This window comes from Winogradskyella marincola (assembly GCF_029624125.1).
Lineage (GTDB): Bacteria > Bacteroidota > Bacteroidia > Flavobacteriales > Flavobacteriaceae > Winogradskyella > Winogradskyella marincola.
In genome coordinates, this window is the sequence record NZ_JARSBN010000002.1 from 239,913 (window position 1) to 255,126 (window position 15,214).

14 protein-coding genes and 1 tRNA gene are annotated in these 15,214 nt (G+C 32.8%); 10 read left to right on the forward strand and 5 right to left on the reverse strand.

Going from position 1 to position 15,214, the window contains the following annotated elements:
* Positions 1-22: 22 nt before the first annotated feature.
* The 5 genes from P7122_RS04260 to P7122_RS04280 all read left to right on the forward strand — a co-directional run bounded on the left by P7122_RS04260 (position 23) and on the right by P7122_RS04280 (position 4,269).
* Positions 23-700 carry a response regulator transcription factor gene (locus tag P7122_RS04260; protein ID WP_278004539.1) on the forward strand — a complete coding sequence of 226 codons (678 nt, stop codon included), beginning with the start codon at positions 23-25 and terminating at the stop codon, positions 698-700.
* Positions 697-1,983: a sensor histidine kinase gene (locus tag P7122_RS04265; RefSeq protein ID WP_278004540.1), complete on the forward strand. Its 1,287-nt coding sequence runs from the start codon at positions 697-699 to the stop codon at positions 1,981-1,983. The genes P7122_RS04260 and P7122_RS04265 overlap by 4 nt, the downstream gene beginning before the upstream one ends.
* A gap of 77 nt (positions 1,984-2,060) precedes the next feature.
* Positions 2,061-2,507: a PepSY-like domain-containing protein gene (locus P7122_RS04270; RefSeq protein ID WP_278004541.1), complete on the forward strand. Its 447-nt coding sequence runs from the start codon at positions 2,061-2,063 to the stop codon at positions 2,505-2,507.
* Entirely contained in the window at positions 2,507-3,685 is a 1,179-nt protein-coding gene (locus P7122_RS04275; protein ID WP_278004542.1) for a porin, read from the forward strand. Before P7122_RS04270 ends, P7122_RS04275 begins: the two co-directional genes overlap by 1 nt.
* Before the next feature lie 233 nt (positions 3,686-3,918).
* On the forward strand, positions 3,919-4,269 hold the full coding sequence (locus P7122_RS04280) for a hypothetical protein (RefSeq protein WP_278004543.1): 351 nt from the start codon (positions 3,919-3,921) through the stop codon (positions 4,267-4,269).
* Here P7122_RS04280 and P7122_RS04285 read toward each other — a convergent pair.
* Positions 4,266-4,748: a CBS domain-containing protein gene (locus tag P7122_RS04285; protein WP_278004544.1), complete on the reverse strand. Its 483-nt coding sequence runs from the start codon at positions 4,746-4,748 to the stop codon at positions 4,266-4,268. The genes P7122_RS04280 and P7122_RS04285 overlap by 4 nt on opposite strands.
* A 113-nt stretch (positions 4,749-4,861) precedes the next feature.
* Here P7122_RS04285 and P7122_RS04290 point away from each other — a divergent pair, with 113 nt between their 5' ends.
* On the forward strand, positions 4,862-5,671 hold the full coding sequence (locus tag P7122_RS04290; protein ID WP_278004545.1) for an NAD(P)H-binding protein: 810 nt from the start codon (positions 4,862-4,864) through the stop codon (positions 5,669-5,671).
* Between the two features lie 70 nt (positions 5,672-5,741).
* A complete protein-coding gene (locus P7122_RS04295) occupies positions 5,742-6,461 on the forward strand; it encodes a hypothetical protein (protein ID WP_278004546.1) in 720 nt (239 codons plus the stop codon).
* Positions 6,462-6,540: 79 nt separating this feature from the next.
* On the opposite strand, the gene P7122_RS04300 is transcribed toward P7122_RS04295, so the two are convergent.
* Together P7122_RS04300 and P7122_RS04305 are read right to left on the reverse strand one after the other, a co-directional pair.
* Entirely contained in the window at positions 6,541-8,607 is a 2,067-nt protein-coding gene (locus tag P7122_RS04300) for a M13 family metallopeptidase (RefSeq protein ID WP_278004547.1), read from the reverse strand.
* A gap of 190 nt (positions 8,608-8,797) precedes the next feature.
* Positions 8,798-9,325 (reverse strand): hypothetical protein, encoded by a 528-nt coding sequence (locus P7122_RS04305; RefSeq protein ID WP_278004548.1) that lies wholly within the window; start codon positions 9,323-9,325, stop codon positions 8,798-8,800.
* A 166-nt stretch (positions 9,326-9,491) separates the two neighbouring features.
* On the opposite strand from P7122_RS04305, the gene P7122_RS04310 reads away from it, so the two are divergent.
* Positions 9,492-10,448, forward strand: coding sequence for an NAD-dependent epimerase/dehydratase family protein (locus P7122_RS04310; protein WP_278004549.1), 957 nt, complete (start codon positions 9,492-9,494; stop codon positions 10,446-10,448).
* A 55-nt stretch (positions 10,449-10,503) separates the two neighbouring features.
* Positions 10,504-12,558, forward strand: a complete 2,055-nt coding sequence (locus P7122_RS04315; protein ID WP_278004550.1) for an ATP-binding protein — start codon at positions 10,504-10,506, stop codon at positions 12,556-12,558.
* Positions 12,559-12,781: 223 nt separating this feature from the next.
* Here P7122_RS04315 and P7122_RS04320 read toward each other — a convergent pair.
* Together P7122_RS04320 and rseP are read right to left on the reverse strand one after the other, a co-directional pair.
* A tRNA-Asn gene (locus P7122_RS04320) sits at positions 12,782-12,855 on the reverse strand.
* Positions 12,856-12,928: 73 nt separating this feature from the next.
* A complete protein-coding gene (gene rseP / locus P7122_RS04325) occupies positions 12,929-14,272 on the reverse strand; it encodes an RIP metalloprotease RseP (RefSeq protein ID WP_278004551.1) in 1,344 nt (447 codons plus the stop codon).
* A gap of 195 nt (positions 14,273-14,467) precedes the next feature.
* Here rseP and P7122_RS04330 point away from each other — a divergent pair, with 195 nt between their 5' ends.
* Positions 14,468-15,142, forward strand: a complete 675-nt coding sequence (locus P7122_RS04330) for an SCO family protein (RefSeq protein ID WP_278004552.1) — start codon at positions 14,468-14,470, stop codon at positions 15,140-15,142.
* The last annotated feature ends 72 nt before the right edge of the window (positions 15,143-15,214 follow it).

A 15,214-nucleotide genomic window follows, 5' to 3' on the forward strand; every position in this document is an offset into this window, starting at 1 on the left:
GATCTTAAAGTAAATTTGTGATGTGAAAATTTTAGTAATAGAAGACGAGCCACAGTTACTCAGTAATGTAAAAGAATCTCTAGAAAAAGAGAAGTTTCTGGTAGAAACAGCTTCAGATTATCATGAGGCAATAGACAAACTCTTTATATATGAGTACGACTGTATATTACTAGATATTATGCTACCTAACGGCAATGGTCTACAGATTCTATCTCAACTCAAGGCGGAAGAAAAAAGTGAAAATGTAATTATAATTTCTGCAAAAGACTCACTAGACGATAAACTCAAAGGGCTAGAACTAGGTGCAGACGACTATCTCACAAAACCATTTCATTTAGCAGAGCTCAATGCTAGAGTTAAAGCTGTTTTAAGAAGACAAAAATTAAATGGCAAAAACACACTCCAAATTGCTAATGCTACACTAGATCTAAGAGAACGAACATTTATTGTAAATAATCAAAAAATTTCTTTGAACAGAAAAGAGTTTGATATTCTTAATTATTTTTCACTCAACCTCAACAGATTAATCACAAAATCTGCGTTAGCAGAGCATGTTTGGGGAGATCATTCTGATAATGCCGATAATTTTGACTTTGTATACTACCAAATTAAAAATTTGCGCAAAAAGCTACAATCTGCTAATGCAGATATAGAAATAGAGTCTGTTTATGGTATTGGATATAAACTGATTAAAAAATGAAATTACTTAACCAGTCTATAAAACACCTCTCTATTTCCATCTTAGCTATTGTAACAATTTGGGCAATAGTTTTTTATTTTAATATGCTAAATGAAATAAAAAGCAGTATTGATGAAGGTCTAGAAAACTACAAACGGTTAATTATACAAAACGCACAACAAGACTCAACCATTTTAACCAAAACATACTTTGACGAAAGTTTTTTTGCTATTCAACAAATTAACAAACAAAAAGCACTCTCAGTAAAAGATGATTATAGCGATACGGTACTTTATATGCAAGACGCAGATGATACAGAACCAGAAGCAGAACCTGTAAGAATGCTAACCACTGCCTTTGAGCTAAATGGCAAATACTACCAACTAAAAGTCGCTAACTCCATGGTAGAAGAAGATGACTTAGTAAAAGAACTTCTTTACGATATTATCTGGCTTTATCTTAGTTTAATTCTTGGCATTATCTTCATTAATAATTTTGTCTTAAAAAAGCTTTGGAAACCTTTTTATGATTTCTTAAGTCAGCTAAAAAAGTACCACCTAGGCAAAACCGAAGACTTGCCTAAAACAAAAACCAAAACAAAGGAATTTAACGACCTACAGAATGTTGTTACCAATTTGCTAGCGCACACTTCACAAATCTACGAACACCAAAAGCAATTTATAGAAAATGCTTCGCACGAGCTACAAACACCTTTAGCTATAGCCACTAATAAATTAGAATTATTAATTGAAAACGGAAAACTTCAAAACAATCAAGCCCAAACAATTGCTGAAGTAATGGGTATTATAGAACGTTTGGTGCGCTTAAATAAATCTTTGTTATTATTAACCAAAATAGAAAACAAACAGTTTTTAAATAATCAAGATGTATTAATAAATACTGTTGTAAAAAAGAATAGCAGCAACTTAGAAGAAATAGCAGCTTTCAAAAAAGTAAAAATTTCTGTGCTAGAAACAGCAAATCTGTCTACAAAAATGGATCCTTCATTAGCCAACGTTATTGTTTCTAACCTATTAAGAAATGCCATATTTCATAACATACCTAACGGAAATGTACACATAGAAATCACAAATGACACCCTTAAAATAAGCAACACAGGAAACAACCTAAAACTTGATAAAAACTCTATTTTCAATAGATTTTACAAACCCAATAACGCTTCAAAAGGAACAGGTCTTGGTTTGGCCATTGTAAAAGCAATATCAGACACTTATGGTTTTAGAGTATCCTATTCTTATATAGACACCTTACATTGTTTTTTAATTAAGTTTCCTGCTAACTAAGTTTGTTCCCAAGTCTTTCCAGATTTGGGTATTTCTTTTGTCTTGTAAATGAATTATTAATCTAAAAAAATTACAAGATGAAGACACAAATTTTAATTATTGGCACTACTCTAGCTGTTTTATCAACACTACAAGCACAAGACATTCCTCAAAACCAAGTTCCATCGGTTATTGTTAATGAGTTTAACAAAGAATTCTCTAAAGCAACAGATATAGAATGGGAAATGGATGGCAACTTATATAGTGTAGACTTTGAAATTGGCTGGAATATAGACCATGAAGTATGGTACAATACCGAAGGAAAAATAGTGAAGCACAAGAAAGATATTTCTAAAAAAGAACTACCAAAGACAGTTAAAAACAGATTAGAAAAAAGTTTTAAAGGCTATACAATAGACGACTTAGAACAAATTACAGACAATAAAGAAACAGTCTATAAAATGGAGCTAAAGTCTCTAACAAAAACAGATTGGGATATTGTTATAGATGCTTCAGGTAATGTTTTAAGCAAAATAGCGGACTAATGTATAAGACGCTTTTAGCTGTATTTTTTATAACCCTTACCCACATTTTACAAGCACAACAGAAAAGAAACAATTTTTCTAATTGGTTTGAGAAAATACATATTGGTGGTTATATGCAAATAAGGTACAATGGGTTGTTAGAAACAAACACAGACTTAAGTTGTGAGCAGTGTGATGAAAATTGGGGAAAGGATAATAATGGAATGTCCTTTAGACGTATACGCTTCAAAATTAAAGGGCAGATTTCACCTCAAATATTTTTCTACTTTCAACCAGATTTTGCTAAATCTATTGGAGAAAACCATCATGTTGGGCGTTTAAAAGACGCCTACATTGATGTGGGTTTAGACAAAAAAAATGAATTTCGCATTAGAATAGGACAAAGCAAAGTTCCTTATGGTTTTGAAAACATGCAATCTAGCAGCAACAGATTACCTTTAGACAGAGACGATGCTCTTAATAGTGCTGTAAAAGACGAGCGAGATCTTGGTGTGTTCTTCTATTGGGCTACCAAAGAAAAGAGAGAGCTTATAAAAAATCTAAGAAAATCTGGTTTAAGTGGTGGAGACTTTGGCTTGTTTGCTTTTGGATTTTACAATGGGCAAACTGCTAATCATTTTGATGAAAACAATGAATTTCACTTGGTGTCTCGATTTTCGTACCCTATAGAACTAAAAAATCAAGTAATAGAATTGGGTATTCAAGCTTATTCAGGAAAATATGTTGTTACAAATCATAGTCAAGATATTAATACAAATATTAAAGGCTACAGAGATCAGCGGATGGCATTATCATTTTTACTTTATCCTCAACCTTTTGGCATTCAAATGGAATACAACTTTGGCGAAGGACCTGAGTTTAATAAAACTACAAACTCTATTTTAGTAAAACCTTTACAAGGAGGATATGCTACATTTTCTTACTATACAGAAAAGTGGAATCAACAATTTTATCCTTTTGTCCGTGTACAATACTACAAAGGAGGAAAAAAACACGAACTAGATGCCAGAAGTTACACCGTAAAAGATGCTGAGATTGGCATAGAATGGCACCCAATTCCTCATTTCGAATTTTTGGCTGAGTATACTTTTTCTGATCGTAGATATGAAGATTTTGAAAATCCTATTAACCATCAAAATGGAGGACTTATGAGAATACAAGCACAATTAAAGTTTTAAAAGAATTTCAAAAAAAATAAAAAAGCACCTCTATATAGAGGTGCTTTGTGTTGGCTACTAATTTTTATGTTCTAAGGATTAGATTAAGATTCCCCTTAATAAATCTTAACATTTCAAAAATAAAAAATAATCCTTAGATATAAGGTAATTTCCTATAAGAAAACACCTATAAATCTTTCATAATCATTTGTTTTCTAGTATTTTGTATTTATTTTATTCAAAATTTTAAGCTTATGCAAAGAAAATGTCCTGAGTGTGGAGATAGAATCATTGGCCGAATTGACAAAAAATTTTGTAGTGATAGCTGTAGAAATGGTCACAACAATCGTATTAACAAAGACTCTAAAAACTTAATACGAAATACCAATAATCGTCTTAGAAAAAACTACAGAATCTTAGAGATGCTCAATCCCAACAAGAAAACAAAATGCTCTAGAGCTAAGCTTATAGAAAAAGGATTTGATTTTAACTATTTTACAAGCATATACACTACAAAAGCAGGAGCTATATACTACTTTGTATACGACCAAGGCTATTTACCATTAGAAAGTGATTATTACGCTCTGGTAAAACGAGATGATTAGCCTTTAGTGGTGCTATTCCAATTTTCGCCTTTAAGTTCTAAAGCTGCCTTAAGAATATCCTTTTGGCTAATTTGACCTACTAACTTACCATTTTCTACAATAGGAAAACGCCTTCGTTTAGAGTTTAAAAACTTATTTGCAGCATCAAAAACATCCATATTACCATCAATAGTCTCAACATCCTTTGCCATACGCTTTTCTACATTATCGTGCTCTAATGGCATGTTGTAATAACGGCTTTCACTAAGTTGCTTAAGACAATCTCCTTCAGAGATAATACCAATCAACTCTTGCCTGTCATTAACTACTGGTCCTCCAGAAATCTTATACTTTATTAAAGACTCTACAACTTCTTGTACCGTTTGCTCTGGTCTAAACGTTATAAGATTGGTAGACATGTAATCTCTTACTTTTAGCGCAGTTGCCTGTGCAGTTGTTTGCTGTTGCTTACGCGCACCTTGAAAACTCTTTATTCCCATAACATTTAAATTTTAGTGTTCATTTAAAGTTACTGAAAATTAATTGGTTAGCAAAATGAAAAAATTCTTACGCAATTGTTACGTATTTTTAGCTCATAAAACTTTATCAAATTTTGAAGAAGAAGATTAGCATTATCGGTTGTGGTTGGTTGGGTTTTCCGCTTGCCAAACACTTTGTCGATAATGGTTACGTAGTTAAAGGATCTACAACCACAAAAGCCAAACTAAAAACACTTAGCAATGCTGGTATTGAAGCGTTTACTATTCAGCTAAACGAAAAAGGAATTACCGGAAATTATCCTGATTTTTTTAAAGAAAGTGACACTGTTATTATCAACATTCCTCCTGGTTTAAGAAAAAATCCTAACAAAAATCATGTTGAAGAAATACAACATTTAATAAAAGCTATCGCAACTCAAAGCATTAAAAACATTATCTACATAAGCTCTACTTCTGTTTTTAATGACGAATCAGATTTTCCGGTTATAAATGATAGTTCTGCCCCAAATGCCACAACTAGAAGCGCCAAACAACTCATTGCCATAGAAGATGCGCTTCAAAAAAATCCTAAATTCAATACTACTATAATTCGTTTTGGTGGTTTGTATGATTCGCAAAGGCATCCTGCTAAATTTTTAGCTGGTAAAACCAACGTATCAAATCCTGAAGCTCCTGTAAATCTTATTCACAAAGAAGACTGCATTAATATTATAAGTCTCGTTCTTAAAAAAAATATTCAAAATGAAATATTAAATGCTGTGCATCCAGATCATCCTTCAAAAAAAGAGTACTATACCAACTATTGCAAAGAGCACCAACTAGAGCTGCCAAAATTTAATATGGAAGAAAAAAGTAAAGGAAAATTAATAGAAAGTATAAAATTGGAACAGCTTTTGAATTACAGCTGGAAACAGGCACTATAGAAATTAATAGTTTATTAAGAGCTATATTCTTAAAATTTTATAGTTTTAGCCATCAAAATTTATATTTATAATGAAACAGATTACAATTGCAGTTGTTATGCTTTTCTCGGTAAGTGTTTTTGCCCAGACTAATGCAGATTTAAAAGCACACTACGAGACTTATTACAAGGAGATGAAAAAGCAAGGTGATGTACAAGGTATTATTAACGCCTTAACGCACCTTAATATATTAGAGCCTTCTGTAGCAAGAAAAGACACCTTAGCATATTTATACCTTTCTGAAGGTAAATATTTGCAGGCCCTAAACACTATTGGTGTAGAAAAAAATGCTTCAGATTCTGATATGAATGTTGAAGTAAAAGCTTTAGCTCTAAAAAATCTTAATCAGCCAAAATTAGCTTTAGAGCACTATGAGGTTTTATTTAAGAGAGAACCAAGCGTTTATTTAGCTTACGAAATGGCAGATATGAAAATTCAAGTAAAAGATTTAGCAGGTGCAAAATCTAATATTGAATATGGTTTAGCCAACGTAAAGGATGATATGAAGCGTGCGTTTTACGAAACACAACAGCCTTACGAAACATCTATGAAAGCTGCGCTTTTATGCTTAAAGGGTTTATTAACCTTTACAGAAAACAGAGCTACAAATGTTGATGCGGCAATTAAGCTTATGAATGATGCTTTAGCCATTGATCCTAATTTTAATCTTGCAAAGGTTAGCAGACAAGGTTTAGAAAGCCAAAAAGCCCAGCAAGCACAAGCTGCTGCAGCTGCCACTAAACAGAACTAGACAGTTCTTTTAAAGATTTCACATAAAAAAAGCTGCCTAAAAAGGCAGCTTTTTTTGTTTTTATATCAATAGTACTAGACTACCATATTCTTACTCGTTGCTCTGGCGCAAGATACATAGCATCTCCTTCCTTAATATCAAATGCTTCATAAAATGCATCTACATTTTTTAAAGGTTGCGTTGCTCTAATATGACCTGGCGAATGCGGATCTGTATTAATTTGAGTTCTTAAAGCTTCATCTCTTATTAATGTTCTCCATACTGTTGCCCAAGACATAAAGAAACGTTGTTCTGGCGTAAAACCATCTATGTTGTCTGGTCTTCCGTTCTCTTCAAAGTATAACTGTAATCCGTCATAAGCACCAAGAACACCACCTAAATCTCCAATATTTTCACCTAAAGTAAAAGGTCCGTTTACATAAACACTGTCTAAAACCTCTAGCGCAGAGTATTGGTCTGCCAGTGCTTTTCCTCGCTTTTCAAACTCTTCTAAATCTGCTGGTGTCCACCAGTTATTTACATTACCATTAGCATCAAAACGAGCACCAGAATCATCAAAAGCATGAGAAATTTCATGACCAATAACAGCTCCTATTCCTCCATAATTTACAGCCTCATCTGCTGTGTAGTTATAAAAAGGTGGCTGTAATATTGCTGCCGGAAAAACAATCTCGTTATTAAGTGGATTAAAATATGCATTCACAGTTTGTGGTGCCATTCCCCATCTTGTCTTGTCTACTGGTTCGTTAATTTCACTTAAATTTTTCTTTTGAGACCAAGCACCTATTGCTAGCATGTTATCTGCATAAGAGTTTCCTTCTTTAACTTGTAACTCAGAATAATCTTCCCACTCGTCTGGGTAAGCTATTTTTACAGTAAACTTATCTAGCTTTTCTATGGCTTTCTTTTTAGTTTCTTCGCTCATCCAATCTAAATTGGTAATTCTATTCTGAAATGCTTTAATAACATTAGCTATCATTTTTTCAGCTTTCTCCTTAGCTTCTGGAGGAAATTTTGCTTGTACATAAAGCTGTCCTACAGCTTCACCAACACTACCATCTACAGTACCAAGCGCACGCTCGTCTGCTGGGCGCATTACCTTAGACCCATTTAGAGTTTTATCATAAAACTCCCAATTGGCTTTTTCTATTTCTGTTGTTAAGTATCCTGAAGCACCATTTAATGTACTCCAATCCATCAATGTTTTTATATCTTCTATCGATGTAGATTTTAAAAATGCATCCATAGCCATCATATACTTTGGCTGCATTACCAAAAGCGTATCTACTTTCTTTTCAATACCCATATCATCCATAAACTTTTGCCAATTAATAGATGGTGCCATCTTTTGTAAATCTGCAACAGATGTTGGGTTGTTAAAGTTTCTAATATCTCTGCTTGCCACCTTATCTAAGCGAGGCTCTGCAAGTTGAGTTTCCATTTCAAGAATTCTTTCTGCAGCTGCTTTTGCATCTGCTTCTGTATAGTTAATATACTGAAGCATTCTTGCAACGTGTGCTACATACTTATCTCTTATTTCTTTGGTTTTCGCGTCTTGGTCTAAATAATAATCGCGCTGTAACCCTAAGCCTGCAGGATATAACCAAGCCATGTTCATGCTACTATCGTTAAGTCCTGGATTAGCTCCAATACCAGCAAATGGTGCACCTACACCTAATGTCGATGCATATACTGTTTGCATATCGTTTAGGTTATTTATACCATCTATCTTATCTAACAATGACTGTATTGGCTTAATGCCTTGCGCATTACGCGCTACTGTATCTAGCTCTGATTCAAAAATTAATAGTGCTTTTTGTTGGTCCGAGCCTTCTTTATAGGTTCCTAATTCTTTGGATGTATTTAATATTTCTAATACATCTTTTCTGGTAGACTTGCGTAACACACCAAATCCTCCCCAACGAGTTTCATCATCTGGAATAGTATTGGTTTCTAGCCATTTTCCATTAACGTACTTGTAAAAATCTTCTTTTGGACTTACACTTGTGTCCATGTTTTCCAAAATAATACCTGGAATTTTCTCTTCTGCCATAGCAGCGTCTTTCTTGGCTTCTTCTTTACAACCTAATACTGTAAAAAAAGCCAAACCTGATATCGCTAGAACGCGATTAAGATTGGTTTTCATGTGTTTTAATTGTTTGATTAATTATGGTCACATGCAATTCGCTATTGATCATTCTATAAAACGATTATATTAAGAATATGCTCGTGTCATAATTTGGTTTTAGTTAAATTAGAATTAAATGTAGTTAGTAATAAGACCTGTAAAACAAGAAAATGTTACATCTTAACAAAATTTTAAGACAAACAAAATTCTAATACTCAGACTTTATTTTCTCATAAAAATCGCGTTCTAACTTTTTATTTATTTGATAATTAAGGTTAGCAAACGCAACTAGCACTTCTTTTACACTTTCAAGTTTAAGCTGGTTATCAATATTATCTAGTGTTAAATTTTCGTTCAATCTTAAGATTGACGTTTCAATAATTGCTGTTCTAGATATTACCGGATTAGACCTGAGAATGCTAGGTGTTTTTAGCTTTAAAGTATCTATAAACCCTTTTAAAAGAGCTTTATCTCCATTAAAAAAAGACAAATCTGCCTTTTTTAGGTAATTAACCTGTATGGCTAATTCCTGATATTTATCCCAATCTGCAACCGCGTTTTCACCTCTAGAGCTCAGCACATAATCTGTGTACTTAAACCCTTCAATAGTCTTTGCCGTAATTACTTGCTGTGTATTAGCACTTTCTTCTGCATTTTGTTCTGAAGATGGCTTACCATCTTTACAGTTGATAAATAGAAGAAAACACGCATTAAGAAGCAAAAATCCTGTTCTCATATTGTACTTTATTTGCTGTAAATATACTTAAACTATTATTTTCATTTCATAGTATATTCTTAAGATATAGATTATCAACTTTTTACTGTAAGGCTATTTTTTTTGAAAATTTTAATTTTTGAACACCTAAATTCTTCATATTTTTGAGAATACTTTAATTACACTTATGTCTTCTAAAATTTTAATCATAGGTGCCTGCGGACAAATAGGCACAGAGCTCACTGCCAGACTTAGAGAAATTCATGGTACAGAGAATGTTATAGCCAGCGATATTAACACCAGAAAGCTAGAATTAGTAAATTCTGGTCCTTTTGAAATTATCGACGCCAAAAATTTTAATGCCATAAAAGACTGTTGTGTTAACTATAATGTAGACACCGTTTATCTTATGGCTGCACTTTTGAGTGCTACAGGAGAAAAATATCCTATGGAAGCATGGGATCTAAATATGAACTCACTTTTTCATGTTTTAAATTTAGCTAAAACAGGAATTATTAAAAAAGTATATTGGCCAAGTAGTATTGCTGTTTTCGGCCCAACAACACCTAGAGACAACACTCCTCAACATACTATTTGCGAGCCAACAACTGTGTATGGTATAACCAAACAAGTTGGTGAGCGTTGGTGCGAATACTACTATAATAAATATAATGTTGATGTAAGAAGTATCCGTTATCCTGGAATTATAAGCCATAAAGCAATGCCTGGTGGAGGGACAACAGATTATGCTGTTGAAATATATCATGAAGCTATTAAAAATGGTAACTATGAGTGCTTTTTATCAGAAAACACAAGCTTACCTATGATGTTTATGGACGATGCCATAAAAGCTACAGTAGATTTAATGGAAGCTCCTGCAGATCACTTAACCATAAGATCTTCATACAACCTTTCTGCAATTTCGTTTACTCCAAAAGAGATTTTTGAAAGTATAAAACGTCGTATACCAGAATTTGAAATAAGCTACAATCCAGATTTTAGACAAGCCATTGCAGATAGTTGGCCTTCGTCTATTGATGATTCTGTAGCACGAAAAGACTGGAATTGGCAACATAGCTTTGATTTAGACGCAATGACAGACGTTATGCTAAACGAATTAAAGAAGAAATACACTCATTCTTAGACAAAAAGCGTCTAATTTGTATTTTTTATTATATTTGAGCCCTTAGTCCCCTTAAATGTATGCAAAAGTCAGAAAAAGAGAGGTTTTAATCCCTTTCTTCTCTTTTTTATTTCTTAACCTATTGGTCCTATTTCTATGGGACAAGTCTATTACTGCCCAAAAGTTAGCACTACAAGAAAGAGTACACAACTCTGGCGAGTTACTTTCTCAAAAATTTCTATCAATTGTAAAGAGCGATATTCAAAGCTTAGAAAATTTAAAACATAGATTTGAAATTACTGATGGAGATTATTTTAATTTCTGGGAACACGATGCTGAGTTAATATTGCAACAAAACGCTTCTTTTAAGTTTATAGAGTGGATTGATAATTTTATGATAATCCGTAAAATAAGCCCTTCAGAAGGTAACGAAGCTGCAATTGGTCTGGATATTTCTAAGGTAGATTATCGACGAGATGAATGGGTAAAGCATAGTATTGATGGCTCTATGAATATTACTCCTTGGTCTAAAATGACGCAAGGTGGACATGCTTTCTTAGTTGATGTGCCTGTTTATTTTAACGGAGAATTTAAAGGCACCATAACAGCTGGTATGGATTTTAAAGAAAATCTTGATGCCTTTGCGGAAAATTTACCAGATTATAGCATAGAAATTAAGGATGAAAATAATAGCGTTTTTTATACTCAAAATCAATCAGAAATTGCAAGTAAGGATTTTATGTACACCAACGTCCTTAAGATTGATAGCTTAGACAATCAAAACTGGTCTATTAAAGTTTCGCCTGCATCAGCAAGCTTTTTAAGCGAGAAAAGCTCTTCTACTAACAACATGCTTATTTTAGGTATAGCACTGTCTACCCTAATGAGTTTACTTATATATTTTTACCTAAGATCTAGGCTAGAAACCCAAAGAGCAATTAGAGCTAATAAAAAACTAAAAATAACTAACAAAAAATTAAGTACACAAAGAAACAGAGCCGAAAAAGCATCTAGAGCAAAAACAGAATTTCTCTCTAACATGAGCCATGAGATTAGAACACCACTTAATGGCATTTTAGGCTTAATTCAGCTTGTTAAAAAATCTGACAAAACAGATAACTACGACCACTACATAGATTTAATGGATCAATCGTCTAAAAACCTACTCGATTTAGTTAACGATGTTTTAGAGATTGATAAAATAGAATCTGGTAAAGTAAGCCTAAAAGAAACTGTTTATAACCCAAGCAAGGCTATAACAACTCTAGTAAGTCAGTTTAAAGATGAATTTGAATCTAAAAGTCTTTATCTAGATCTAAAATCTCAATCTACAACTAACTTTTCTGTTATTGGTGATGAAGGTAAGTTTAATCAGGTTATTATTAACCTCTTAAAAAATGCATTAAAATTTACGTCTTCTGGTGGTGCCACAGTAATATATGAAGAATCTTTAGTAAACAATGTTGTAACAGTTAATATTAAAGTATCTGACACAGGTATTGGCATACCACAACATACACTTTCAAAAATTTTCAAAAGGTTTACACAGGTAGATCAAGGCATTAAAAAGAAACACGAAGGCAGTGGGCTTGGCTTGGCTATTTGCGAAAATTTAATCTTGTTAATGGGTGGTAAAATTTCGGTTGAAAGCCAACTTGATGTTGGCAGTACATTTCAAGTTAACGTACCTTTTAAAATCTCAGATAAACAATTAAAAGACGTTAACAGTCTCAACGATGATATCTCACATCTTGATTTTTCTGATCTAAAAGTTTTAGTTGTAGATGATAATAATATAAATGTACTTGTCTTAACGAAACTTCTGGAAAAACTTGGCGTAAAACCAGACTACACTAACGATGGTATATCTGCTGTAAAAATGGCAAATGAAAAAGATTATCAGTTAGTTTTCATGGATATACACATGCCTCACATGGATGGTTATGAAGCTACACGCCTTATTAAAGAAAATAAGCCTGAAGTAATTGTTATTGGCTTATCTGCCGATGTAACCTCACAAAGCATTAATAAATCTATCACTTTTGGCATGAAAGATTATTTATCAAAACCTTTGTGCCCAGAAAAATTACACAAACTGCTAATTAAATATTTTTCTGCAGTTACTAACTAAGAATACCTTTTTCTCAGTTTCGATTTTTAAAGCTGTTATACACCGCAAAAGCAAAAACATCGAAAACCCTAAACGTATAAAACAAACAACATTAGACGCTCTTATAAGCTGTTTTATTCATTGTTTACAAGACAGTAAAACGGAAACATAATTTTTATGTAAAAGAGGCCAAAAAAATTATATAAAAACAAAAAAGCCTGATAATTTTATCAGGCTTTTTTTGCTCCTCAGGTTGGGCTCGAACCAACGACCCTCTGATTAACAGTCAGATGCTCTAACCAACTGAGCTACTGAGGAAGGTATTTTTTCGCTTTAGCGAGCGCAAATATAAATTATTTTTTAATCTCTGCAATACCAAATCGCATTTTTTTTATTGAGTTATTGCTTTAAAGATATCATTTCCGTTTGCAAATAGCACTAATGCTATTAAAATAAAGAATCCTACAACTTGTGCTCGTTCTAAGAATTTTTCACTTGGCTTGCGTCCAGATATCATTTCGTATAGCAAAAACATTACATGACCACCATCTAAGGCAGGTATTGGCAACAAATTAAGAATAGCTAGCATTATAGATAAAAACGCTGTTAATCCCCAAAAATAAGGCCAGCTCCAAACTGGCGAAAACTGATCGTAAATAGCCTTAAATCCACCTAAGCCTTTATATGCTCCTGTACTTGGGTTAAAAATAGCCATTAATTGATCTCCATAATTACTTATGGTTTTGGTAAATTTTCGCCAACCAGCACCAAAACTTTCACCAAAACTATACTCTTTTCTAAAGATATCATAGTACCCTAATTCTTCAAATCGCTTAGGGTTATTATATGGTCTTATACCAAACTTACCATCCTTATCAAGCTGAAGTTCCATTGTAGATTTTGAATTATCTTCATGCAAAATTTCAGCCGTTACACTTGTGTTCTTTAAATCTTTTATGACTTCATTTAACTGATCGTAATACTTTAAAGGTGTTCCGTTAATACTAGAAATAACATCTCCTTGCTTTAAGCCTTTTCCTTTATTAAGAGAAGAATCTGCAACAGCACCTACCATAAAAGGTATGCGGTATTCAAAATTAGATTTTACACCACTCGCAGAATATTGGCCTAAAAAGTCTTCTGGTAAGTTAATAGTTTGCGTTTTACCATCTCTACTTATTGTAATCGATTGAGCTTTTATTAAGTTAAATCCAATGTCTGAATCATTAACGATTGGCTCATCATTAATAGCTAAAACCTTATCTCCGGTTTTAAAACCAAGATCACTTAGCAATGGATTTTCTATAGAATAACCGTCTTTTAAACTATCTACCTTTACATCTGAATCACCGTAAGTAAACGATACAGCAACATAAATAACATAGGCTAAAATAAAGTTTACCGTAACACCACCTAGCATTATAATAAGGCGTTGCCATGCTGGCTTAGATCTAAATTCCCATGGTTTTGGCGGTTGTGCCATTTGCTCCTTATCCATGCTTTCATCTATCATTCCGGCTATTTTTACATAACCTCCTAGAGGCAACCAGCCAATACCATAAACGGTATCTCCTATTTTCTTTTTGAAAAGAGAATACTTTACATCAAAGAAGAGGTAAAATTTTTCAACCTTAGTTTTAAAAAGTTTTGCTGGTATAAAGTGACCCAACTCGTGCAACACGATAAGAAGGGATAAACTCAATAAGAATTGGGATATCTTAATTACAAATTCCATGTAGTCATTTTCAAATTTCGATTGACAAAAGTAATGTTTTCAAGGCATTTAGAAAACAAATGTATTTTTAATGAGAATATTTTTAACAATGAATTATAAATCATTGCATTAAAGCTCTATATTTCTGTTAAAAAAATTCAAGAAGATTCACCTTAATCGTACCTTTGCATTTCACTATTTTTAGAAGCCAAAGCTATGTCTTTCCTCTCTTTTTTTAAAGAATATAAAAAATTCGGAATTTTCTTTTCAGTACTATCCGTTATCATTCTAATTGTTATTTATAACATCCTTAATGTTCCGCAGCCACTTCCTATTTATCAGCCTGCAATGGTTAGCGAAGAACTTGTAGACAGCACTATTCAGCATCAAATAAAATATCATAAGATTGCTGATTTTAGCCTCTTAAATCAAAATGGAGAAACCATAACTCAAGACACCTACAAAGACAAGATATATGTAGCAGATTTCTTTTTTACAACCTGCCAAACCATTTGTCCTATTATGACAAATCACATGTATCAAATTCAAAAAGAAATTATAAGCGACGACGACGTAATGTTGTTATCGCATTCTGTAACACCTAAAATTGATAGTGTAGCTCAATTAAAAAAATATGCTAAAGAAAAAGGAGTTATAGACCGCAAATGGAACTTAGTTACCGGAGATAAAAAGCAAATCTATGAGCTGGCTAGAAAAAGTTACTTAGCTGTAAAAACAGATGGTAATGGAGATGTATATGACATGATACATACCGAAAATTTTATGCTCATTGACAAAAACCGTCAAATAAGAGGTTTTTACGACGGAACTAACCCAGAAGACATAAAAAAATTACTAGAAGACATAGAAAACCTTAAGAACGAATCTTAAAATCTTTATAAAAGGGTTTTAGCTAAATAACTTTTTAGCGTATTTTTGCTTCTTTAAAATCAATCTAAATAA